Raw genomic sequence first — 19,954 nt, 5'->3', positions numbered from 1 at the left:
TCCCGGCATTTTTGCGCAACCTTACAGAAAAGAACCCCAACCATGACGCAGCAGAGCCATCGCGCAGGCTTGCAAGAGCTACAGGATGCAAGGGCCAAGGGCCGCGCGCTCTACATCGCGATTGTCCTGTTCAGTTTCTTTGTGAACCTGCTGATGCTGACCGGCCCGCTCTATATGCTACAGGTCTATGACCGGGTTCTGGGCAGCCGCTCTGAGGAGACATTGCTGGCGCTTTCAATGCTGGTTCTGGTACTTTTTGTCGCGATGGGGTTTCTGGACTATGCGCGCAACCGGATTGTCGCGCGGATCGGCGCAAGATTTCAGTCGGCCTTGGACAGGCGGGTATTTCAGGCCGCTGTCCGACGGCTGGCGATTGCACCCGATGATCAGGCCGCAATGGTTGCGCTGCGTGATCTGGAGGCGGTGCAACGCTACCTTTCATCCCCGGTGCATCTGGCCTTTTTCGACATCCCCTGGACGCCACTTTTTCTGACCGCGATTTTCATGTTCCATCCGGCTCTGGGATGGCTCGCGGTTGCGGGCGGGCTTTGCCTTGTGCTGCTGACCTTTCTGAACCGCAATATGGTCAAAGCCCCGCTTGCCCATGCCAATCTTACCTCTGCTCAGGCCGACCGGATGGCGGAAAACCTCAAGAGCGAACCAGAGGCTGTGCAGGCGCTTGGCATGGCCGAGGCGGGATTTGGCCGCTGGCAGATCGCGCGGGGGGCAGCCCTGCATGCAAGCGTTGATGCCGCTGATATAGGCCGCATGTTCACCGCCACCTCCAAGGCATTTCGCCTGTTCTTGCAATCGGCCATGCTCGGGGTCGGCGCCTATCTGGTTTTACATGACGCGTTAAGCGCGGGCGCGATGATTGCCGGCTCAGTTCTTTTGGGCCGCGCTTTGGCCCCGATCGAGGTTTTGGTCAGCCAATGGGCCTTGGTACAACGGGCACAGGAAGGACAGGCACGGCTGGCGGGCCTTTTGTCATCACAACCCGCCCATGTGGCGCATACCCCTTTGCCCCGCCCCCGCGCATTGCTCGATATACGGTCCCTGACGGTGGTGCCGCCGGGCACGACCCAAGCCGTGCTGCGCATGGTCACATTTGCGGTACAGCCGGGTCAAGCGGTCGGCGTTATCGGGCCGTCAGGGGCGGGGAAATCCACATTGGCGCGGGGTTTGATCGGGGTCTGGCAACCCGCTGGCGGGTCTATCCGGCTGGATGGGGCCACGCTTGAGCAGTATGATCCTGATATGCTGGGCAGCTATATCGGCTATCTACCTCAGCGCGTTACGCTGTTTGACGGCACCATTGCCGAAAATATCGCGCGGCTTTCCGCACAGGCCGACCCGGCAAAGATTGTTGCCGCCGCCCGTCGTGCCGCCGCCCATGAGATGATATTGAAACTTCCCGACGGATATGACACCCGCATCTCAACCCTTGGCGGGCGGCTTTCTGGGGGGCAGATACAGCGAATCGGCCTTGCCCGCGCGCTCTATGGGGAGCCGGTGTTTCTGGTGCTGGATGAGCCGAATTCCAACCTTGATAATAAAGGATCGCTGGCCCTGAATCAGGCCATTCGCGCGATGAAAAAAGCGGGGAATGCGGTTTTGATCATGGCGCATCGCCCCGCTGCAATTCAGGAATGCGATATGCTTTTGGTGTTGGAAAACGGCACCCGCCGCGCCTTTGGTCCGCGTGACCAAGTGCTACGCGAGATGGTCAGGAACCACACTGAAATCAGTCAGGCCAGCCCGCAAGGGGGCGCCGCATGACCAAGGCCCCACAATCCGCGCAGGAATGGCCCGTGCGCAGGCCCGTCATGATCGGGCTGACAACATTGGCTGTGCTGATCGTCTTTATCGGTGGGTGGGGCGTGATGACCACCATCACCGGGGCGATCGTCGCCTCGGGACGGATCGAGGTGGAACAGAACCGCCAGATCGTTCAGCATCCCGATGGCGGGGTTGTCGCCTCTATCCACGTCACAGAATCGCAGCCTGTCAAGGCCGGGGATCTTTTGCTGCGGCTGGACGGCGCCGCCGTGAAATCAGAGCTGGCAATTGTCGAGGGTCAATTCTTTGAAGTGCTTGCCCATCGCGCCCGCCTAGAGGCAGAGCGCGACAATCTGGACCAGATCGTCTTTCCCGCAGAGCTACAGGGGGCCACGTACCAACCCATCGTTTCCTTGATGGAAGGGCAGCGCCGCCTCTTTGCCGCGCGCAAAGAGACAATGGCGCAACAAATCGCCCAGCTTGCCAAGCGTAGCGCCCAGATCGAAAGCCAGATCACCGGAATCGACGCGCAATCCCATGCGCTTGACCGCCAGATCACCTTGATAAATGAAGAACTTAGAACACAGCAAGACCTGCTGATCAAAGGTCTGGCCCAAACCCCCCGCGTCCTGAGCCTGCAACGCGAAGCCGCCAGACTTGTAGGACAGGCCGGAGAGCTGACCGCCACACGCGCGCAATCCCAAGGGCGTATCACCGAGATTGAAATCGAGGTGCTGAAACTTGCCGCCACCCGGCGTGAGGAGGCGACCAGCCAGCTGCGCGACATCGCCAACCGCGAGCAAGAGCTGGCAGAACGTCGCCGCGCCCTGATGGAGCGTATCACACGGCTCGATATTGTGGCGCCGGTGTCAGGCATTGTGCTTGGCCTTCAGGTAACCACCCCGCGCGCGGTGCTGCGCCCTGCCGATCCTGTTCTTTATCTTATCCCGCAGGACAAACCGCTGGTGATCGCAGCACGGGTGCAGCCCTATCACATTGACCAAATCCATGTCGGCCAACCTGCGAAACTTGTTTTTTCGGCCTTTCCATCCCGCACCACCCCCGAGATTCAGGGCCATATCACTGCGGTTTCCGCCGATGCGCTGACCGATGAGCACACGCAACAGCCCTTTTACCGCGCCGAAATAACCCCCGACCCGAAAGAGATCGCCAAGCTCGCCGGTTTGACCCTGATCCCCGGCATGCCGGTTGAGGCCTTCATCCGCACCCAAGAGCGTACCCCCCTGGCCTATCTGCTCAAACCCTTTACCGATTATTTTTCCCGCGCCTTTCGTGAGGAATGATCGGAAAAACCAGACAAAATCGCGTGTTACCACCGCAACAAAGCGAAATTCCATTTCACCATGGGGGGAAAAGGGGGTAGCCTCTCCTAAACAGTAGAGAGGACCAAAATGACGGTTACTTCCCGCCTTGCCGAACGTGGTATCACATTGCCAAACGCCCCTGCCCCCGCCGCCAACTATGTCCCCTTTGTGCTGGACGGCAACACGCTTTACGTGTCGGGCCAGATCAGCCAAGGCCCCGATGGCCTGATCAAAGGACGCCTCGGTGACACCATGACCGCCGAAGAGGGCGCCGCCGCGGCACAGCGCTGTGCCATTTCGCTGCTTGCGCAGGTCAATGCCGCCTGTAATGGCGATCTTTCACGGCTCAAGCGGGTTATCAAACTCACGGGTTTCGTGAATTCCACGGCCGATTTCACCGATCAGCCCAAGGTCATCAACGGCGCTTCGGATTTTCTGGTTGAAATCCTTGGCGATGCGGGCAGCCATGCACGCTCTGCGGTCTCTGCTGTATCCTTGCCCTTGGGCGTGGCAGTAGAGATCGAGGGAATATTTGAGATCTCTGCCTAAAAATCATTTCGGAAACACCGAGACTCGGGCGCCGGTTCTGGCACCACGAACACCGGCTTGGGGGCGTCTCGCCCCCTTTCCGATCAACATAAGCGAAATGCCATGCCACTTGCCCTACATCCCGATTTTCTGACCAAACCTATTGCCCACCGCGCCCTGCACGATATCCGCGACCGCCGCCCCGAAAACTCCCGCGCCGCCATTCGCGCGGCAATCGCGGCGGGCTATGCGATCGAGATTGACCTGCAACTGTCGCGCGACGGTCAGGCAATGGTCTTTCATGACGAGGATTTGGACCGGCTGACGCTGGAAACCGGCCCCGTCAACCAGCGCTCTGCCGCAGAGCTGTCACATATCCCCCTGCGGGGTGGGCGCGAAACCATCCCGGGCCTGCCCGAAATCCTTGCCCTTGTGGCCGGTCAGGTCCCCCTGTTGATCGAACTCAAAGACCAGCAAGGAGAGCTTGGCCCCACCGATGGCAAGCTTGAGGCCGCAACGGCCGCCGCACTCGAAGGCTATGACGGGCCGGTGGCGGTCATGTCGTTCAACCCCAACTCGGTGATCATCATGGCCCGGCTTTGCCCGCTGATCCCGCGCGGCATCACCACCTGTGCCTTCGATCCGGCAGATTGGGCACCGATACCGGCGGCAACCTGTGACCGGCTGCGTATGATCCCCGATTATGACCACGCCAATGCCAGCTTCATCAGCCATGCCGCCAAGGATCTGGACAATCCGCGCGTGACGGAGTTGCGCAACCAAGGCGCGGCCATCCTCTGCTGGACCATCACCTCACCCGAGGCCGAGCGCGAGGCCCGCGAATTTGCACAGAATATCACGTTTGAGGGCTATCTTCCCGCGCCGCTGACGTGATTGGCACCATAGGTTCCCATGGCTGATATTGACGTGACATTGCACAGCAGTTTCGCCGAAATCCCGGCCAAGGACTGGGATGCGCTGGCCTGCCCGGAACAGGAAACCGGCCGCGCGATTGACCCTTTCACCACGCATAGGTTCATGCTGGCGCTAGAGGGGTCCGGCTCCATTGGCGGGCGGTCGGGGTGGCATCCCCGCCCCACGGTCGTGCGGCAGGCAGGGCGCGCGATTGCCGCGATGCCGATGTTTGCCAAATCCCATAGTCAGGGCGAATATATCTTTGACCACAGCTGGGCGCAGGCCTTTGAGCGGGCGGGCGGGGCCTATTACCCCAAACTTCAGGTGGCGGTGCCCTTTACCCCTGCAACCGGCCGCCGTTTCCTGACCCTGCCGGGCGAGGAGGAACAGGGCACCAAGGCCTTGATCACCGCCGCCACCCAAGTGGCCCGCCAGAATGACCTTTCCTCGCTGCATATCACCTTTTGCACCGAGGAAGAGGCAACCCGCGGCTCAGAGATGGGGCTGATGATGCGCGTCACCCAGCAATATCACTGGCAAAATGACGGTTACGCCGATTTTGACGCCTTCCTGACGCGGCTTTCATCGCGCAAACGCAAGGCCATCCGCAAAGAGCGCCAGACCGCCAATGCAGCCGGGCTTGATATCCGCACGCTGACCGGCGACCAGATCACCCCCGCGCATTGGGATGCCTTTTGGGTGTTCTATCAGGATACCGGCGCGCGCAAATGGGGCACGCCCTATCTGACCCGCGCGGCTTTTGATGCATTTCACGCCACGATGCGCGAAGATATCTTGCTGGTGCTGGCCTTTGACGGTGACGCGCCGGTGGCAGGTGCGCTGAATTTCATCGGGCGGGACACGCTTTTCGGGCGCTATTGGGGCTGCACCCAAGACCACCCCTGCCTTCATTTTGAACTGTGCTATTACCGCGCGATTGATTGGGCGATTGCGCATGGTCTGCAACGGGTCGAGGCCGGCGCGCAGGGCGACCACAAGCTGGCGCGCGGCTATCTTCCGACACCGGTTTACTCGCTCCACTGGATCGCGAATGAGGGCTTTGCGCGGGCGGTCAGCGACTATCTTGATGCCGAGCGCAACGCCGTAGAGGAAGATATAGATATCCTCACCAGCTACGGCCCATTTCGCAGCACATCATAACGGAGGACAGAATGAACAGACCGGATAACGCCACCCTTGCCCCGCTTCTTGCCAATGGCTGGGAAATGGAGCCAACCCGCGACGCCATCACCAAGACCTACCGCTTTGGCAATTTCATCGAGGCATTCGGCTTTATGACCCGCGCCGCGATCTGGGCAGAAAAATGGAACCATCATCCCGAGTGGTCCAACATCTATAACCGCGTCACCATCAGCTTGATCACCCACGACACGGATGGGCTGACCGAAAAGGACGTCAAGCTGGCCAGCAAAATGGATCTGCTGGCCGCGCCATAACCGTTAGAGGCGTACAACCTTGATGTTATTGCCCTTGGCCGAAAGCGCGATTTCACCGCGGCACAGGCGCAGCGCATCCTCACCAAAGGCTTCTTTGCGCCAACCGGCAAGGGCCGCGACCTGACGCTGCCCCCCCGCGATCTGATCGAGGTCCGAGGCAGAGGCGATCAACTTGGCCGCCACGCCCAACTCTTCGGATTTGGCCTTGAGCAAGACACGCAACAGATCGGCAAGTGCTGGATTTACCTGCATCTGGTCCTTGCCGTTAACCACTTTGGGCAGGCTGTCGGGCTTTGCCTCTACACCGGCCTTGACGGCGGCAAGCAATCCTTCGGCAATCTCGCCACGCCGGGCCTCACGCAACAACAGGCGGGAACGGCCAAGATCTTCGACTGTGGCCGGTTTGGTTGAGGCAAGCTCCAGCAACGCGTCATCCTTGACCACGCGGCTGCGCGGCACGTTATGGCCCTGCGCATAGGCTTCGCGGAACTCGGCCAATTCCTTTACAATCGCCAGAAACCGTGCCGAGCTTGTGCGCGTCTTGATACGCTGCCATGCCTCATGCGGGCGGATGGTATAGGTTTCGGGATCGGTTAGAACCGCCAGCTCTTCCTCAACCCATTTCTGACGGCCGCTTTCGGCGATCTGTGCGGCCAAGGCCTCATAGATCACGCGCAAATGGGTGACATCAGCCAGCGCATAGGTTTTCTGCGCCTCGCTGAGGGGACGACGGGACCAATCGGTGAAACGGCTGGTTTTATCCAGCGGCTCATGCGCGATTTTACGCACGAGAGTCTCATAGCCGACCTGCTCACCAAAGCCGCAGACCATCGCGGCGACCTGCGTATCAAACAGCGGCTTGGGGAAACAGTTGCCTTCAACAAAGAAAATCTCGAGGTCCTGACGCGCGGCGTGAAACACTTTGACGGTCGCCTCGTGGCGAAACAGGTCATATAGCGGGTCCAGCGACATCTCGGCGCCGTCAATCGGGTCCACCAGCACGGCATCGCCATCCTTGCCCGGCAGCGCCATCTGGATCAGGCACAGCTTGGACCAATAGGTGCGTTCGCGCAGGAACTCTGTGTCGATCGTTACATAGCTTTCGTTCTTGGCAGCCTCACAAAAGGCGGCCAGCTCTTGCGTTGTTGTTATCGTTCTCATCAAAATCCTGCTATAAGCAATTTGCACGGGGTCATCCCGCATAATTTGCTATAGGCGCGCTTTGCCGCAAAAGAAAGCCCTGCAACGCAAGGGGGCAAGGCTTTCTTTGCGTATTATCAGATCGCGTCCAGCATGGATTCGCCGCCAGACACGTCACACGCGCCGGGGCTTTCCTCAAGATGCAGCACCTTGACCACCCCGTTTTCGGCCAGCAGCGCATAGCGTTTGGACCGAGCCAACAGGCCAGCAGGCGGTGCGTCAAATGTCATGCCCATCGCGCGGGTAAAGGCGCTGCCACTGTCGGACAGCAAGGTGATGCCAGCCTCCGCACCGCCTGTTGCCTCACCCCAGGCCTTCATCACAAAGGGGTCATTGACGGCAATACAGATCACCTCTTCCACGCCTTTGGCGGCAAGCGCGTCCTTGCTGCGGATAAAGCTGGGCATATGGGAAGAATGGCAGGTTGGCGTGAAGGCCCCCGGCACGGCAAAGATCACCACTTTGCGGCCCTTGGTCAGCGCACCAAGGCTGACCTCTTCCGGACCATCCGCACCCAAACGCAGCAATTTTGCCTCTGGCAATGTATCCCCGATAGAAATTGTCATATTGTACTTCCTCTCGCGTTGCGTTTCCTCTGCTCACAGATATAGGCTTCCCCCAGACGCACGGCTAGTGATGATTTGGAAAAACCGCCGCCAGCAGGAAGGATACGAATGACGCATACCGTCGTAATCGGGGCCGGGCAGGCCGGGGCATCGCTTGTGGCCAAGTCGCGTAGCCTTGGGGAAACCGGGCGCATCACGCTGATCGGGGCCGAAACCGTGCCGCCCTATCAGCGCCCCCCGCTGTCCAAAGCCTATTTGCTGGGCGAGATGCCCGCCGAGCGGTTGTTCCTGCGCCCCGAAGAATTTTATGCCGAGCATGACATCGCCTTGCGTCTTGGCACCACTGTCACCGCGATTGATCCGGTCGCCAAAACCATTCGTTTGGGCGATGAGGTGCTACGCTATGACAGGCTGGCGCTGACCACCGGATCGTCGCCCCGCCGCTTACCTGCCGCGATGGGGGGCGATTTGCAGGGGGTCTTTACCCTGCGCGATCTGGCCGATGTAGACGCCATGCAGCCCTATTTCATCCCCGGCAAACGGCTGGTGATCGTGGGTGGCGGCTATATCGGGCTGGAGGGGGCTGCGGTGGCGGCCAAGCTGGGGCTGAAGGTGACCTTGCTGGAAATGGCCCCGCGGATTTTGCAACGTGTTGCCGCGGCGGAAACTTCTGATTTCTTTCGTAATTTGCATCGCTCCCACGGCGTGAAGATCCTTGAAGGCACGGGGCTGGACCGTTTGCTGGGCGGGCCCCATGTCACCGGCGCGCGCTTGTCGGATGGTCAGGAAATTGCGGCAGATTTCGTGATGGTCGGCGTCGGGATCAACCCCAACACCGCATTGGCCGAGGCGGCGGGACTGGTGATCGACAACGGCATCGCCACCGATGCACTTGGCCGCACCTCAGCGCCTGACATCTGGGCCGCGGGCGATTGCGCCAGCTTTCCGGTGCCAAACGGCCGGATGCGGCTGGAGTCGGTGCCCCATGCGATCGAGCGGGCCGAATGTGTTGCCACCAATATGCTGGGGGCCGCCAAGGATTATGTGCCCGCGCCGTGGTTCTGGTCCGATCAATATGATATCAAACTGCAAATTGCGGGACTTAACAGCGGCTATGACAACATCATCACACGCCGTACCGAAGGGGCCGTTTCATTCTGGTACTATCAGGGCGACAGGCTGCTTGCGGTGGATGCGATGAATGATCCGCGTGCCTTTATGGTGGCCAAGCGCTTGCTTGCGATGGGGAAATCCCCCGATCCGGCGCGGGTAAGCGACCCCGCGACCGAGCTAAAGACCTTGTTGGCATAATGCGCATCATCGGAGGAACCCACCGCGGCACCCATCTGGCAGATGTTGGCAAAGGCGATATCCCCGCCCATCTGCGCCCCACTTCGGACCGCGTCCGCGAGGCGATATTCAACCTGCTGATCAACGGGCGTCTTGATGGCGGGCCAAATCCGGTAACGGGCGCACGGGTGCTGGATCTGTTTGCAGGCACCGGCGCGCTGGGGCTGGAGGCGGTCAGCCGTGGCGCGGATCATGTGACCTTTGTCGATGATGGCAAACCGGCGCTGGCACTCTTGAAACGCAATCTGGAAATCACGCGGATAAATGCCACCGTGCTGCGGCAATCCGCGCTTAGACTGCCGCCGAACCCTGCCGCGCCTTATGATCTGATCTTCCTCGACCCGCCCTACGGCAAACAGATGGGCGAGGCCGCGCTGGCCGCCGCCATCACCGGCCGCTGGATTGCCCCCGATGCCGTGGTGGTCTGGGAGGAGAACGCCACCACCACCCGGCCCGACGGTTTTGCCCTGCTCGATCAGCGCAAATATGGCGACACCACAATCACCATCCTGCGCGCAACCGCACAACTTTGAAAGAGGCCCCGAATGACCCCCAAAGCCGTTTTGTTCGATTGCGATGGCGTTCTGGTTGACAGTGAAACCATCACCTTTTCCCTGCTGGAGACCGAGCTCGCCGATCACGGGCTGACCCTGACACGCGCCGAGATGAAGCGCCGTTTTCTGGGCGGGACAATTGGCACATTGTTTACCACCGCGCGCGACCTTGGCGCCACCCTGCCCGATGATTGGGTCGATACATTTTATGCCCGTCTTTATACGCAACTGGGTCAGGGCACGCCGTTAATTGATGGGGTAGAGGCTCTTCTGGCCATTCTGGACGCCGCCGCGATCCCCTGTGCGGTCGGATCGAATGGATCGGATCAAAAGATGCAGGTCACGCTGGGGCAACACCCCCATGTGAAGACACATTTCCATGGCCACCTCTATTCCGGTCAGGCCCTCGGTTGCCCCAAACCCGACCCGGGATTGTGGCTCCATGCGGCAAAGGCCCTTGGCGTGGCGCCCGCCGATTGCGTGGTTATTGACGACAGCCCGTCGGGCTGTCTCGGGGCCGCGCGCGCGGGCATCCGGTGTCTGGGGCTGGCCCAGCATGATGACGGCACAAGCCTGGCCGCGACAGGGGCAGAGGTCATCCACTCCCTGTGCGCGGTGCCTGCAAAGCTGGGGCTAGACGGTTAGGCCTAGCCCTCAAGCGCGGATTTGTAGACACCGCCCGGCGAGAGGGTAAATATCTCGGCCCCTGTGGCGGTCACGCCCACGGAATGCTCATATTGCGCGCTCAGCTTGCCATCGCGGGTAACAGCGGTCCATTCGTCGGCCAGCACCTCGGTTTCGGGGCGGCCCAGATTGACCATCGGTTCAATCGTAAAAAACATTCCCTCTTCAAGCACCGCCGTACGATCCTCGATATTACGCCGCAGCGCCGAGATTTTATTACCCTGAGCGTCTTTACGGAAACCCGCGTAATGCACCACATTCGGCGGAGCGTGAAAGACACGGCCAATGCCATGCCCGCAGAAATCGCGCACCACCGACAGACCCTGCTTTTCCACGTAAGATTGGATCGCATAGCCGATATCGCCAAAGGTATTGCCGGGTTTGACCGCCTCGATCCCCAACATAAGGCTGTCATGGGTGACCTGCATCAGACGTTTGGCAAAGGGTTTGGGCTTGCCCGCCACATACATCCGGCTGGTATCGCCATACCATCCGTCCAGAATAATGGTCACATCAATGTTCAGGATATCCCCTTCGCGGATCATGTCATTGGAGCGTTTGGGGATCTTGCTGCCCGGAATTCCGTGACAAACCACATGGTTGACCGAAATGCACGAGGCATGCTGATACCCACGATAGCCGATGGTGGCCGAGGTCACGCCGCGGCGGTCTACCTCATCGGTGATGAATTTATCCAGCGCATAGGTCGTCACACCCGGCACGACCAAGGGGCCGACAAGGTCCAGTATTTCGGCCGCAACCTTGCCCGCCGCATGCATCCCGGCAAAATCCGCGTCCTCATAGATTCGAATGCCGTCTTTTGTAATCCGTCCGCGCGTCTCGTCCACAACCCGTGCCTTCCTGCAACCGCTTTGGCCCCTAATTAGGCCCGTCGCGCCAAAATTGCCAGACCTTGCGGGCGGCTCGTTGATTTTCAGGGTTTGAAACCACCCGGACCTCGCCCTATACCAATATCATACCAACCCGAGAGGAGGCCATATGACCAACCCCACCGCCGCGATGCTGGTCATCGGAGACGAGATCCTTTCGGGTCGTACCCGTGACAGCAACATGCATTTTTTGGCCGGAGAGCTGACCCGCCACGGCATTGATCTGGCCGAGGTACGTGTCGTCTCGGATGACCGCACGGCCATTATCGCCGCCGTCAATGCGCTGCGGATGGCCTATGATCATCTGTTCACCTCGGGCGGGATCGGCCCGACCCATGATGACATCACCGCCGAGGCCGTGGCCGCCGCCTTTGACACACCGATCAGCCAGCGCGCCGATGCGATGGCGCTTCTGGCCGCGCATTATGAACGGTCCGGCATGCCGTTCAATGAAGCACGCCAGCGGATGGCGCGTATCCCCGATGGTGCAAGCCTGATCGACAATCCGATCTCTACCGCGCCGGGTTTTACCATCGGCAATGTGCATGTAATGGCGGGTGTTCCGAATGTTTTTCAGGCAATGGTTGCCGGCGTCCTGCCGACCCTGACCGGCGGCGCGCCACTGCTAAGCCAATCCCTGCGTGTTGATCGCGGCGAAGGCGAGGTGGCCGGACCCTTTGGCGACTTGGCAAGTGAATTCCCCGATCTGTCGATGGGCTCTTATCCCTTTGTCGTGAACGGGGCTTACGGAACCAATCTGGTGATCCGTGGCACCGATGCGGCGCAGATCGATGCCGCGATGACACGGCTTGCGGCGATGTTTGCCTGATGGAGTCAAAGGATTTCAACGCCGTAACAGAGGCCACATGGCCCCCCGCCAGCATCACACAGCACGGACCGTGGCGCATCCGCCAAGGCCTTGGCGGGGGGCAACGTGTCTCTGCCGCCACCCTTGAAGGGCCCGTTGAAACAGCCGATATCGCGCAGGCCGAGGCTGCGATGGCCGCCCTTGGCCAGCCGCCACTGTTTATGGTTCGCCCAGACGAGACAGCGCTGGGCGGGCTGCTGGAGGCGCGCGGCTATGTGCGACATGATCCGGTGGTGGTATACGCAGCACCGGTGGCAAAACTCGCCACACCTGCCCCCTCGGCCATGGCGGCTTTTCCCACGTGGCCACCGCTTGGCATCGCCACGCAACTTTGGGCCGAGGCCGGAATTGGCGCTGCCCGTATGGCAATAATGGAACATGCGCCAATGCCCAAGACCTGTCTTTTGGGCCGCATCAATGACCGCGCGGCAGGGGTTGCCTTTGTCGCCTGCCACGGCAAAACCGCGATGCTGCACGCGCTGGAAATCTCGCCCAGCCAGCGGCGCAACGGGGCCGCGCGCAATATGATGCGGGCCGCGGCCGTCTGGGCCGCAGATCAGGGGGCAGATACGCTCTGCCTTGCGGTAACCGAAGACAACCATGCCGCCCGCGCGCTTTATGCCCATCTTGGCATGGAGCAGGTTGCGGCCTATCACTACCGTATCAAACAGGGCTAGGGACACATCATGGGCAGATTGATGCGGGTGTGGACCGGATTGGCACTTTGGGTGGCAGCCTCGGGCGCGCAGGCGTTTACGCTGGAATTTCCTGGCCCGGCCACGCCCACCACCAACCCCGAAACGACTCGCGCCAGTTTTGCCATGCCCACCGGACGCTGGACCAAAGACGGGCTGCCGACCCAGATCTTTGACGGCACCGTAGAGCGTGCCGCATGGCAGGTCGACACGCCCGGCCTGAGCAGCCTTGATCTAATCCAACCGTTGCGCGCCCAACTGGATGCAGTCGGTTTTTCACCCGTCTTTGAATGTGAGACCGAGGGCTGTGGTGGCTTTGACTTTCGGTTTGCAATCGATGTGCTGCCCGAACCCGATATGCATGTCGATCTAGGCGATTTCCGCTATCTTTCCATGCGGCGCGGGGATGAGGCCGTGGGTCTTTTGGTCAGCCGTTCTGCCGACAAGGGCTTTGTGCAAATCACCCGCGCCGTGGTCGATGCGGGCCCGACCCTTTTTGCCGCAACGAATATGGTGACGACCGAGGTGCCTTTGCTGCCTGCAACAGACAATGATCTGGCCCGGCTTTTCGACAAAGGGGCAACCGTGCTGGAGGGGCTCGACTTTGGTACGGGGGCTGCCGATTTAAGCGAAGGGCCCTATGCCGCGCTGGCCACCTTGGCCGATTGGCTGCTTGCCAATCCTGACCGGCGCGTCGCCCTTGTGGGCCATACGGATGCCTCGGGCGGGTTGGAGGGCAATATCGTCATCTCCAAACGCCGCGCGGAATCTGTCCGCACCCGCTTGATTGAAGTTTACGGCATCCCGCCCGCGCAGATAGAGGCACAAGGCATAGGCTATCTGGCCCCAATCGCCAGCAATCTGACCGAAGAGGGCCGCCAGAAAAACCGGCGGGTTGAGGCGATCCTGACCGCCGCTGAATAGTTACCAGCCGTCCGGTCCCTTATCGGCATAGCGCCGCGCCAGAAAATCGATAAAGGCGCGCACTTTGGGCTGGGTAAACCGACCCGGCGGATAGACAGCATAGATGCCAAGCGTGTCAACCGGCAAGTTGGGAATCGCCTCAACCACCTCGCCCTTTTTCAGCGCCTCAGCATATAGAAACGATGGCAGATAAGCGATACCAAGCCCCGAAATCGCGGCGTTCAACAGGGATTGCCCATCATTGACCGTCAGCCAGCCCGCCGTGCGCACCTGTCGCTTTTCCCCCGTTGGCGAAGGAATTTTCCACATATTTCCGTTGGCTTGGTTCGAATAATGCAAAAGCTTATGCTCGTTCAGATCGTCGATCTTCATCGGGCGGCCATGCTTTTGGAAGTAGCCCGGAGAGGCGATCATACGTTTTGACGTCTCGGTCAATTTGCGGGCACGCAGGCTGCTGTCTTCCAGATCGCCAATCCGGATCGCCATATCAAAGCCCTCGGAAATCAGTTCAACATAGCGGTTGTTCAGCACCATATTCACGGTGATATCCGGATATTCCGCCAGAAAATCCCCCAGGATCGGTGACAGCAGGTTCACGCCAAAATCCGTCGCCACGCTGATACGCAACAAGCCGGATGGCGCGGATTGCATCGAGGTGACAAGCGCATCCGCCTCACCTGCGTCATTAAGCACCCGGCGCGCGCGGTCGTAATAGGCAAGGCCAATCTCGGTCGGGCTGACACGGCGGGTGGTACGGTTCAACAGTCGCGCCCCCAGCCGCGCCTCAAGCGAAGAGACATGTTTGGAAACAGCGGATTTAGAAATCCCCAGCTTGCGCGCCGCATCGGTGAACCCGCCTTGATCCACCACCGTGGCGAAAGCTTCCATTTCAGTCAGTCGATCCATTGTGTTCCCCATGCGATAAGTACAGGCCTGCTTCCCTTACTGATCATCAAATCGGGCAATATCGCGGCGCTGGCGCGGCCAGTACGGGTCATTTGCAAGCATCGTTAATAGTGTGGAAACAAACATGGGCGGCAAAAGCATGCCGGTTTAGCCCCGCCCAGATGGCAGAAAAAGGGACAGCACTCCGCCCTAAGCGGAAAATTGTTTCTCATCTCGGGCCATAAAGGCGCTTTATAGGCGGAAATTTCCGCCTGGCTGCGCCCCCTCTGGAATAGTGTTCCGCCGCACAATAGCTCTGGTGAAGCAAAGGCATGGTGCCTGCGCCGAACCTGTTAAAGGAATATGAAATGACACGTTTTATGATCGCACTTGGCCTTGTCGCCGGCATGACCACCCTTCCCGCATTTGCCCAAGAGGCCCCCGCTGACGTCGACGGCAATGGGACATGGTCAATGGAAGAACTGATGGCAACCTATCCCAACATCACCGAAGATGTCTTTGCCGCGATGGACACCAATGCCGATGGCGAGGTTGATCCGGCCGAATTCAATGCCGCAACTGGGGCGGAGCCGCCTGCACAATAAACACCTCTGGTCCCGATTGATACACTCCCAACTGTCGGAAATAACTGGCCAGAACCTGCCGCGCAATGCGCGGCAGGTTGCTGTTTTAAAGAGCAACGCATCTCAAAGCGGTCACTCACCCCGCCGGCATTTCCATACCCTTAACTGATGAACGCATAAGCGTGGACGGCAGCGCAGAGCAGGGCCCTTACAGTCCGGGTGACGGCAGCAGGCTGTCTCCCGCGCATTTGGACCAGGAGCGATCGTTATGGCGGCGTCTCAGCGCCTCAAACCCAGTGCCCCAATGCATATGAATCTTCGGATTAGGCCCTCTATCAGCGTTTTGGGGCTGATCTGGTCGATGTTCATGGATCGGACTCTTTCGCGGAACCCGCCGCCGAAACGGGTCATCGGATCATGCACTGAAAATGCAGGCTGCAACCACCCTGCAAGGCAGATGTTGCCGCACCCAAAACTCATCCCGAAGGACACCGACCTAAGCATCTGATCCCACGTGTTGATGCGTGCGACCCTTTCTCAGAAATGGAAACAGGCATTATGGAACAAATTCGTCACGGGAGCGCCACGACAATGGTCGCCGTCAGAGCAGTACTACAGCGAACCCCTGCCCTTCTCGCGGCGCTGCGCACGGAACTCGGCATCAATCCCAAGACGGTTGCCAAATGGCGGAAGCGGGCGACAATCGAGGACATGCATACGGGTCCGAAAGAACCGCGCGAACCGAGGCCGAAGAAGCGGCCATCATCGCATTTCGGCGTCATACGCTGCTGCCGCTGCACCGGTGCCTGCATTGGCACAGCATCTCCAGCCTGCCGGACGTCCAAAGGTTCAAACGCTACCCGATTGGGTTCTTTTATTCCGATATCGCAGGGGTGCAGACAGCTGAGGACCGCTCTACCTGTTCGTTGGCATCGATCACACCAGCAAGTTTTCAGTGACCTAAGGCTTTGACAATACTGATATTTGAACCACCCTGGGGTTCCTTGCAACACATGCTCAAAGACGTGCCCTATCAGGTCCATACAATTCTAACCGACAATGGCATTCAGCTCGCCGAGCAGCCCCGGAACAGGAACACCATCTGCTCGCGGCAAATGCATTTCGACATGATCTATAAATCCAACGGGATTGAACACCGATTGACCACGCCTGATCGCCCCAAGACCAACGGTCAGGTCGAGCGGATGAACTGCACAATCAAAGAAGCCACGCTCAAGCGTCTCCACTACGACAGCCTACAACTTTTCCCGAAGGCGGGAGACCCGCAATGGCCTTACGCCCTAGGAATACATCTGCAAAATTTGCACATCAGAGCCAAAAAGATGCAGCCCCCACCCGATCCAACAGATGCCGGGACTGAACAGTCAGGCCGCCGTTTGGGTTGCATCACAGGATTGGAACCGCCTAGAGCGCCGCGCCCAGACGGGCCCCTTGGTCAATAGCCCGTTTTGCGTCCAGCTCTGTCGCGACCTCTGCGCCACCGATAACATGGCAGGCAATTCCAGCCGCGCCTAACGCATCGGCCAAATCACGATTGGGAAGTTGGCCTGCGCAGAGCACGACGGCATCAACGGGTAAAAGCTCGTTTCCTTCTGCGGCACTGATCTGCAAACCTTCAGGGGTTACCGCGTCATAGGTCACCCCCCCACGCATCGTGACGCCCTTCATCTGCAAGGCTGCGCGGTGTATCCAGCCGGTGGTTTTACCCAAACGCCGACCCAGCTTTTCCGCCTTGCGCTGCAACAGGATCACCTGTCGTGCGGGCGGTTCGGGCCGTGGGCCTGCGGCGGCCAATCCCCCCGGCACATCCGCCGGATCGCCCACCCCCCATTCCCGCCGCCAAAGCGCAAGATCCTCGGTCGGGCTTTGCCCCTGATGCACCAGAAATTCCGAGACATCAAAGCCGATGCCCCCCGCGCCGATAACCGCAACCCGGTTGCCAACAGGCGCCCCAGCCAGCACGGCCCCATAGTCCAGAACGTTGGCACCGTCCTGCACTGCAATCCCTGGGTCACGCGGCAAAACACCGGCGGCCACGACCACCTCATCAAAACCCGCTAGATCCTGTACGGTGGCGCGCCGGTTCAGATGCAGCTCCACACCCGAACGCTCCAACATCACCGTAAACCAATCGACAAGACCGCGAAATTCCTCTTTGCCGGGGATAACCTTGGCAAGGTTCAAAAGACCACCCACGCGGTCCTGCGCCTCAAAAAGCGTGACCTGATGCCCGCGCCCCGCCGCAACAATCGCACAGAACATTCCCGCAGCCCCCGCGCCAACCACCGCCACCCGTTTCGGCCTAGAGGTGGGCAAATAGCGCAGTTCGGTTTCCGCGCAGGCCCGTGGATTAACAAGACAAGAGGTCAGCTTGCCGCTGAACGTATGGTCCAGACAGGCCTGATTGCAGGCGATACAGGGCGCGATTTCTGCCGCCCGTCCGGCCGCCGCCTTGGCCACAAAATCAGGATCGGCCAAAAAGGGCCGCGCCATAGAGACCATGTCGGCCTGCCCATCAGCCAAAATCCGCTCGGCCACATCCGGCGTGTTGATCCGGTTGGAGGTGATGACCGGAATTGACACCTCGGGGCGCAAACGGGCCGTCAACCACGCAAAGGCGGCGCGCGGCACGGATGTGGCAATGGTCGGCACCCGCGCCTCATGCCAACCAATCCCGGTGTTGAGCATGGTCGCCCCCGCCGCCTCGACCGCCTTGGCCAAGGTCACGACCTCATCCCAGCTAGACCCGTCGGGGACCAGATCAATCAGGCTGATGCGGTAAATAAGGATGAACTCCGGCCCCACGGCCGCGCGTACCCGCCGCACCACCTCGACCGGAAGGCGCATACGGTTGGCATAATCACCGCCCCAACCATCCGTGCGTTTGTTGACATGGCGCACAAGGAACTGGTTCAGGAAATACCCCTCCGACCCCATCACTTCCACCCCGTCATAGCCCGCCTCTTGCGCGCGGGTGGCGGCAGTAACGATCGCCTCGATCTGTGCCTCGATCCCGGCCTCATCCAGAGCTTTGGGCGCAAAGGGAGAGATCGGCGATTTGACCGCACTGGCCGAGACACAATCCTTGGAATAGGCATAGCGCCCTGCGTGCAAGATCTGCATCGCAATCCGCCCGCCCGCCGCATGAACGGCATCGGTAACGCCGCGATGATTGGCAATATCCTGCGCTGAATACAGCCCCGCCGCCCCCGGAAACACGCCGCCCTCAGGGTTGGGGGCCATGCCGCCGGTGACGATCAAGGACACTCCACCGCGCGCCCGCGCAGCATAAAATTCAGCCACCCGCGCCCAATCGCCAGTCTCTTCCAGCCCCGTGTGCATTGATCCCATCAGCACCCGGTTGGGCAGGGTGACGAATCCAAGATCAAGCGGCTTCAATAGGTTTGGGTAATGCATCATGCGCGACCTCTCTGCGTTTTGGCCAGCATGGCGCGGCACAACCCGACTGTCACCCCCAATGCGGCGTCACCAGTCGCACGGCGGCTGTAAAACTGGGTGTCCCGCCGGAATTGGGGCCGGTCAGCCAGCCGAATTGAGGCAATGCTGTCGGAAGCTGCGCTTGAGCATATCCATCTCTGCCCGCAAAAGATGTACCTCGGCACGAATATCATCGCCCGGTACGTCACCGCTGATAATGTTGAAATGGCCTAGATTTTCATTCGACAACGCATCGACGATCACAAAAGTTTGCACCCCGTCGCATAGGGCGTCCGAAGGAATAGGCGCGCGCAAAGCCCAGTCACCCTTCGCCATCGCGGTCAGGGTAACGCTCGGTATAGGCAGCCCCATATGCAAGACCTTGACCTTGGGCGCAGGGCCGGCGCCGGTCAATACCCCCTCCCAGATGCCAGCCCGAAAGCGCGTTTTGATCAGCTTGGTTTTAAACATTCCTGCCTCTTTGCATCACAGTTCCGCCCTTGGCCGACGGGAAAATGTCACGTCCCGCAGCGTAATCTGGTTCATCCCGGCACGATCAAAGATCAGGTCCAGCCAAAGCCGGTCAATCTGCTTTTCGGCAAGATTGCTGTAGGCAAGGTCGAATTCCACAAGCACATTCGCCTCCCCCCCCTCAAGCGGCAGCTGGCGGGTGATCTGTTCCACATTCGGCCCCTGTTTGACGTTCAGACGCGCATAAATCCCGATCGCTTTCTCCGCCTCGATCGTCGCGTTGAGCCCGATCAGGTGGGTCAGGCGCAAGCCATCAACCGCCGCATCGGGCAATTCCAGCACCAGCGACAGAAAAGACCCCTCAAACCGGAAGACATCCATCCGCAGCCCGAATGGCGCAAGGTGGGTTGCATCTGAGTTGCGCAGCTGACGGACTGTCAGCTCACTCCGCGGGCAATCGTGAAAGATCGTCGCCCCGTCACAGATCGCGGTGTGGTTCGCTACGCTCGACAGGCCGGAAAAGGCGATCGGCCCGGACCAGGGTTCCGGTCGCCATGCCCAATCAGAGCCAATCGGTTTGGGGGCCTCTGCCGATCCGATCAAAGGCAACGCTAACCGGTTTTCGGCTTGATGTATCACCCGGTCCAGATTGCGGCGCAACGCAAGTGCCTGCCCGCGATAGTGCTGCAAGCTGTCAAGATCGAGTCGCTCAACCATATCGGCCAATCTGGTCCAACGCCGCAACAGGCGGCGGTACATCACTTTGTCAATCCATCGCTCTCGATGTTTCACCATGGTTAGCGCCGTCACTCTCTCTTCG

The 19,954-nt window shown here is 59.9% G+C and carries 20 protein-coding genes and 1 pseudogene; 14 read left to right on the top strand and 7 right to left on the bottom strand.

What is annotated here, in order from left to right:
• Positions 1–42 precede the first annotated feature (42 nt).
• From AKU94_RS14760 to AKU94_RS14735, 6 genes are all read left to right on the top strand, one after another.
• On the top strand, positions 43–1,779 hold the full coding sequence (locus AKU94_RS14760) for a type I secretion system permease/ATPase (RefSeq protein ID WP_050528027.1): 1,737 nt from the start codon (positions 43–45) through the stop codon (positions 1,777–1,779).
• A complete protein-coding gene (locus tag AKU94_RS14755) occupies positions 1,776–3,083 on the top strand; it encodes an HlyD family type I secretion periplasmic adaptor subunit (RefSeq protein ID WP_050528026.1) in 1,308 nt (435 codons plus the stop codon). Before AKU94_RS14760 ends, AKU94_RS14755 begins: the two co-directional genes overlap by 4 nt.
• 108 nt (positions 3,084–3,191) lie before the next feature.
• The gene (locus AKU94_RS14750) at positions 3,192–3,653 is read left to right on the top strand and encodes a RidA family protein (RefSeq protein ID WP_050528025.1); all 462 of its coding nucleotides are present in this window, start codon (positions 3,192–3,194) and stop codon (positions 3,651–3,653) included.
• A 102-nt stretch (positions 3,654–3,755) separates the two neighbouring features.
• Entirely contained in the window at positions 3,756–4,526 is a 771-nt protein-coding gene (locus AKU94_RS14745) for a glycerophosphodiester phosphodiesterase family protein (protein WP_050528024.1), read from the top strand.
• A gap of 18 nt (positions 4,527–4,544) precedes the next feature.
• Positions 4,545–5,708 carry a GNAT family N-acetyltransferase gene (locus AKU94_RS14740; protein ID WP_050528023.1) on the top strand — a complete coding sequence of 388 codons (1,164 nt, stop codon included), beginning with the start codon at positions 4,545–4,547 and terminating at the stop codon, positions 5,706–5,708.
• An 11-nt stretch (positions 5,709–5,719) separates the two neighbouring features.
• Positions 5,720–6,004, top strand: coding sequence for a 4a-hydroxytetrahydrobiopterin dehydratase (locus tag AKU94_RS14735; RefSeq protein ID WP_050528022.1), 285 nt, complete (start codon positions 5,720–5,722; stop codon positions 6,002–6,004).
• 3 nt (positions 6,005–6,007) lie between these two features.
• On the opposite strand, the gene rnd is transcribed toward AKU94_RS14735, so the two are convergent.
• Together rnd and AKU94_RS14725 are read right to left on the bottom strand one after the other, a co-directional pair.
• Positions 6,008–7,165 carry a ribonuclease D gene (gene rnd / locus AKU94_RS14730; RefSeq protein WP_050528152.1) on the bottom strand — a complete coding sequence of 386 codons (1,158 nt, stop codon included), beginning with the start codon at positions 7,163–7,165 and terminating at the stop codon, positions 6,008–6,010.
• A 116-nt stretch (positions 7,166–7,281) separates the two neighbouring features.
• Positions 7,282–7,770, bottom strand: coding sequence for a peroxiredoxin (locus tag AKU94_RS14725; protein WP_050528021.1), 489 nt, complete (start codon positions 7,768–7,770; stop codon positions 7,282–7,284).
• 108 nt (positions 7,771–7,878) lie between these two features.
• Here AKU94_RS14725 and AKU94_RS14720 point away from each other — a divergent pair, with 108 nt between their 5' ends.
• Genes AKU94_RS14720 through AKU94_RS14710 form a run of 3 tightly spaced genes read left to right on the top strand, consistent with a single transcriptional unit; the run spans position 7,879 to position 10,319 of the window.
• Positions 7,879–9,081, top strand: coding sequence for an NAD(P)/FAD-dependent oxidoreductase (locus AKU94_RS14720; RefSeq protein ID WP_050528020.1), 1,203 nt, complete (start codon positions 7,879–7,881; stop codon positions 9,079–9,081).
• The gene (rsmD, locus tag AKU94_RS14715) at positions 9,081–9,653 is read left to right on the top strand and encodes a 16S rRNA (guanine(966)-N(2))-methyltransferase RsmD (protein WP_050528019.1); all 573 of its coding nucleotides are present in this window, start codon (positions 9,081–9,083) and stop codon (positions 9,651–9,653) included. Before AKU94_RS14720 ends, rsmD begins: the two co-directional genes overlap by 1 nt.
• Before the next feature lie 12 nt (positions 9,654–9,665).
• On the top strand, positions 9,666–10,319 hold the full coding sequence (locus AKU94_RS14710) for an HAD family hydrolase (RefSeq protein WP_050528018.1): 654 nt from the start codon (positions 9,666–9,668) through the stop codon (positions 10,317–10,319).
• Positions 10,320–10,321: 2 nt separating this feature from the next.
• Here AKU94_RS14710 and map read toward each other — a convergent pair whose 3' ends face one another.
• Positions 10,322–11,206, bottom strand: coding sequence for a type I methionyl aminopeptidase (map, locus tag AKU94_RS14705; RefSeq protein ID WP_050528017.1), 885 nt, complete (start codon positions 11,204–11,206; stop codon positions 10,322–10,324).
• 151 nt (positions 11,207–11,357) lie between these two features.
• Here map and AKU94_RS14700 point away from each other — a divergent pair, with 151 nt between their 5' ends.
• The 3 genes from AKU94_RS14700 to AKU94_RS14690 are packed head-to-tail and all read left to right on the top strand — an operon-like array spanning position 11,358 to position 13,735.
• On the top strand, positions 11,358–12,077 hold the full coding sequence (locus AKU94_RS14700) for a competence/damage-inducible protein A (protein WP_050528016.1): 720 nt from the start codon (positions 11,358–11,360) through the stop codon (positions 12,075–12,077).
• Positions 12,077–12,793 carry a GNAT family N-acetyltransferase gene (locus tag AKU94_RS14695; protein ID WP_050528015.1) on the top strand — a complete coding sequence of 239 codons (717 nt, stop codon included), beginning with the start codon at positions 12,077–12,079 and terminating at the stop codon, positions 12,791–12,793. Before AKU94_RS14700 ends, AKU94_RS14695 begins: the two co-directional genes overlap by 1 nt.
• Positions 12,794–12,802: 9 nt before the next feature.
• Positions 12,803–13,735, top strand: coding sequence for an OmpA family protein (locus tag AKU94_RS14690; RefSeq protein WP_050528014.1), 933 nt, complete (start codon positions 12,803–12,805; stop codon positions 13,733–13,735).
• Here AKU94_RS14690 and AKU94_RS14685 read toward each other — a convergent pair whose 3' ends face one another.
• A complete protein-coding gene (locus AKU94_RS14685; RefSeq protein WP_050528013.1) occupies positions 13,736–14,641 on the bottom strand; it encodes a LysR family transcriptional regulator in 906 nt (301 codons plus the stop codon). It lies immediately after the preceding gene.
• Positions 14,642–14,988: 347 nt separating this feature from the next.
• Here AKU94_RS14685 and AKU94_RS14680 point away from each other — a divergent pair, with 347 nt between their 5' ends.
• Together AKU94_RS14680 and AKU94_RS14670 are read left to right on the top strand one after the other, a co-directional pair.
• The gene (locus AKU94_RS14680) at positions 14,989–15,225 is read left to right on the top strand and encodes an EF-hand domain-containing protein (RefSeq protein WP_157056563.1); all 237 of its coding nucleotides are present in this window, start codon (positions 14,989–14,991) and stop codon (positions 15,223–15,225) included.
• Between the two features lie 537 nt (positions 15,226–15,762).
• Positions 15,763–16,590 (top strand): annotated as a pseudogene (locus AKU94_RS14670) (IS481 family transposase); the annotation flags it as partial.
• A 39-nt stretch (positions 16,591–16,629) separates the two neighbouring features.
• Here the strand turns inward: AKU94_RS14670 and AKU94_RS14665 are convergent.
• The 3 genes from AKU94_RS14665 to AKU94_RS14655 form a co-directional block, all read right to left on the bottom strand.
• Positions 16,630–18,645, bottom strand: a complete 2,016-nt coding sequence (locus tag AKU94_RS14665) for an NADPH-dependent 2,4-dienoyl-CoA reductase (RefSeq protein WP_050528010.1) — start codon at positions 18,643–18,645, stop codon at positions 16,630–16,632.
• 120 nt (positions 18,646–18,765) lie between these two features.
• Positions 18,766–19,134: a hypothetical protein gene (locus AKU94_RS14660; protein ID WP_050528009.1), complete on the bottom strand. Its 369-nt coding sequence runs from the start codon at positions 19,132–19,134 to the stop codon at positions 18,766–18,768.
• 15 nt (positions 19,135–19,149) lie between these two features.
• The gene (locus AKU94_RS14655; RefSeq protein ID WP_050528008.1) at positions 19,150–19,929 is read right to left on the bottom strand and encodes a DUF6478 family protein; all 780 of its coding nucleotides are present in this window, start codon (positions 19,927–19,929) and stop codon (positions 19,150–19,152) included.
• Between the last annotated feature and the right edge of the window lie 25 nt (positions 19,930–19,954).

The organism is Pseudorhodobacter aquimaris (genome assembly GCF_001202025.1).
Lineage (GTDB): Bacteria > Pseudomonadota > Alphaproteobacteria > Rhodobacterales > Rhodobacteraceae > Pseudorhodobacter > Pseudorhodobacter aquimaris.
This window is presented reverse-complemented; position numbering and strand designations above follow the sequence as displayed.

Bases quoted from the DNA above. Each gene is read 5' to 3' on its own strand.
- AKU94_RS14745 (WP_050528024.1), top strand. From the start codon at position 3,756: ATGCCACTTGCCCTACATCCCGATTTTCTGACCAAACCTATTGCCCAC.
- AKU94_RS14725 (WP_050528021.1), bottom strand. From the start codon at position 7,770: ATGACAATTTCTATCGGGGATACATTGCCAGAGGCAAAATTGCTGCGT.
- AKU94_RS14680 (WP_157056563.1), top strand. From the start codon at position 14,989: ATGACACGTTTTATGATCGCACTTGGCCTTGTCGCCGGCATGACCACC.
- AKU94_RS14760 (WP_050528027.1), top strand. From the start codon at position 43: ATGACGCAGCAGAGCCATCGCGCAGGCTTGCAAGAGCTACAGGATGCA.
- AKU94_RS14685 (WP_050528013.1), bottom strand. From the start codon at position 14,641: ATGGATCGACTGACTGAAATGGAAGCTTTCGCCACGGTGGTGGATCAA.
- AKU94_RS14700 (WP_050528016.1), top strand. From the start codon at position 11,358: ATGACCAACCCCACCGCCGCGATGCTGGTCATCGGAGACGAGATCCTT.
- AKU94_RS14655 (WP_050528008.1), bottom strand. From the start codon at position 19,929: ATGGTGAAACATCGAGAGCGATGGATTGACAAAGTGATGTACCGCCGC.
- AKU94_RS14695 (WP_050528015.1), top strand. From the start codon at position 12,077: ATGGAGTCAAAGGATTTCAACGCCGTAACAGAGGCCACATGGCCCCCC.
- AKU94_RS14690 (WP_050528014.1), top strand. From the start codon at position 12,803: ATGGGCAGATTGATGCGGGTGTGGACCGGATTGGCACTTTGGGTGGCA.
- AKU94_RS14660 (WP_050528009.1), bottom strand. From the start codon at position 19,134: ATGTTTAAAACCAAGCTGATCAAAACGCGCTTTCGGGCTGGCATCTGG.
- AKU94_RS14750 (WP_050528025.1), top strand. From the start codon at position 3,192: ATGACGGTTACTTCCCGCCTTGCCGAACGTGGTATCACATTGCCAAAC.
- AKU94_RS14720 (WP_050528020.1), top strand. From the start codon at position 7,879: ATGACGCATACCGTCGTAATCGGGGCCGGGCAGGCCGGGGCATCGCTT.
- AKU94_RS14735 (WP_050528022.1), top strand. From the start codon at position 5,720: ATGAACAGACCGGATAACGCCACCCTTGCCCCGCTTCTTGCCAATGGC.
- rsmD (WP_050528019.1), top strand. From the start codon at position 9,081: ATGCGCATCATCGGAGGAACCCACCGCGGCACCCATCTGGCAGATGTT.
- AKU94_RS14755 (WP_050528026.1), top strand. From the start codon at position 1,776: ATGACCAAGGCCCCACAATCCGCGCAGGAATGGCCCGTGCGCAGGCCC.
- AKU94_RS14665 (WP_050528010.1), bottom strand. From the start codon at position 18,645: ATGATGCATTACCCAAACCTATTGAAGCCGCTTGATCTTGGATTCGTC.
- AKU94_RS14710 (WP_050528018.1), top strand. From the start codon at position 9,666: ATGACCCCCAAAGCCGTTTTGTTCGATTGCGATGGCGTTCTGGTTGAC.
- AKU94_RS14740 (WP_050528023.1), top strand. From the start codon at position 4,545: ATGGCTGATATTGACGTGACATTGCACAGCAGTTTCGCCGAAATCCCG.
- rnd (WP_050528152.1), bottom strand. From the start codon at position 7,165: ATGAGAACGATAACAACAACGCAAGAGCTGGCCGCCTTTTGTGAGGCT.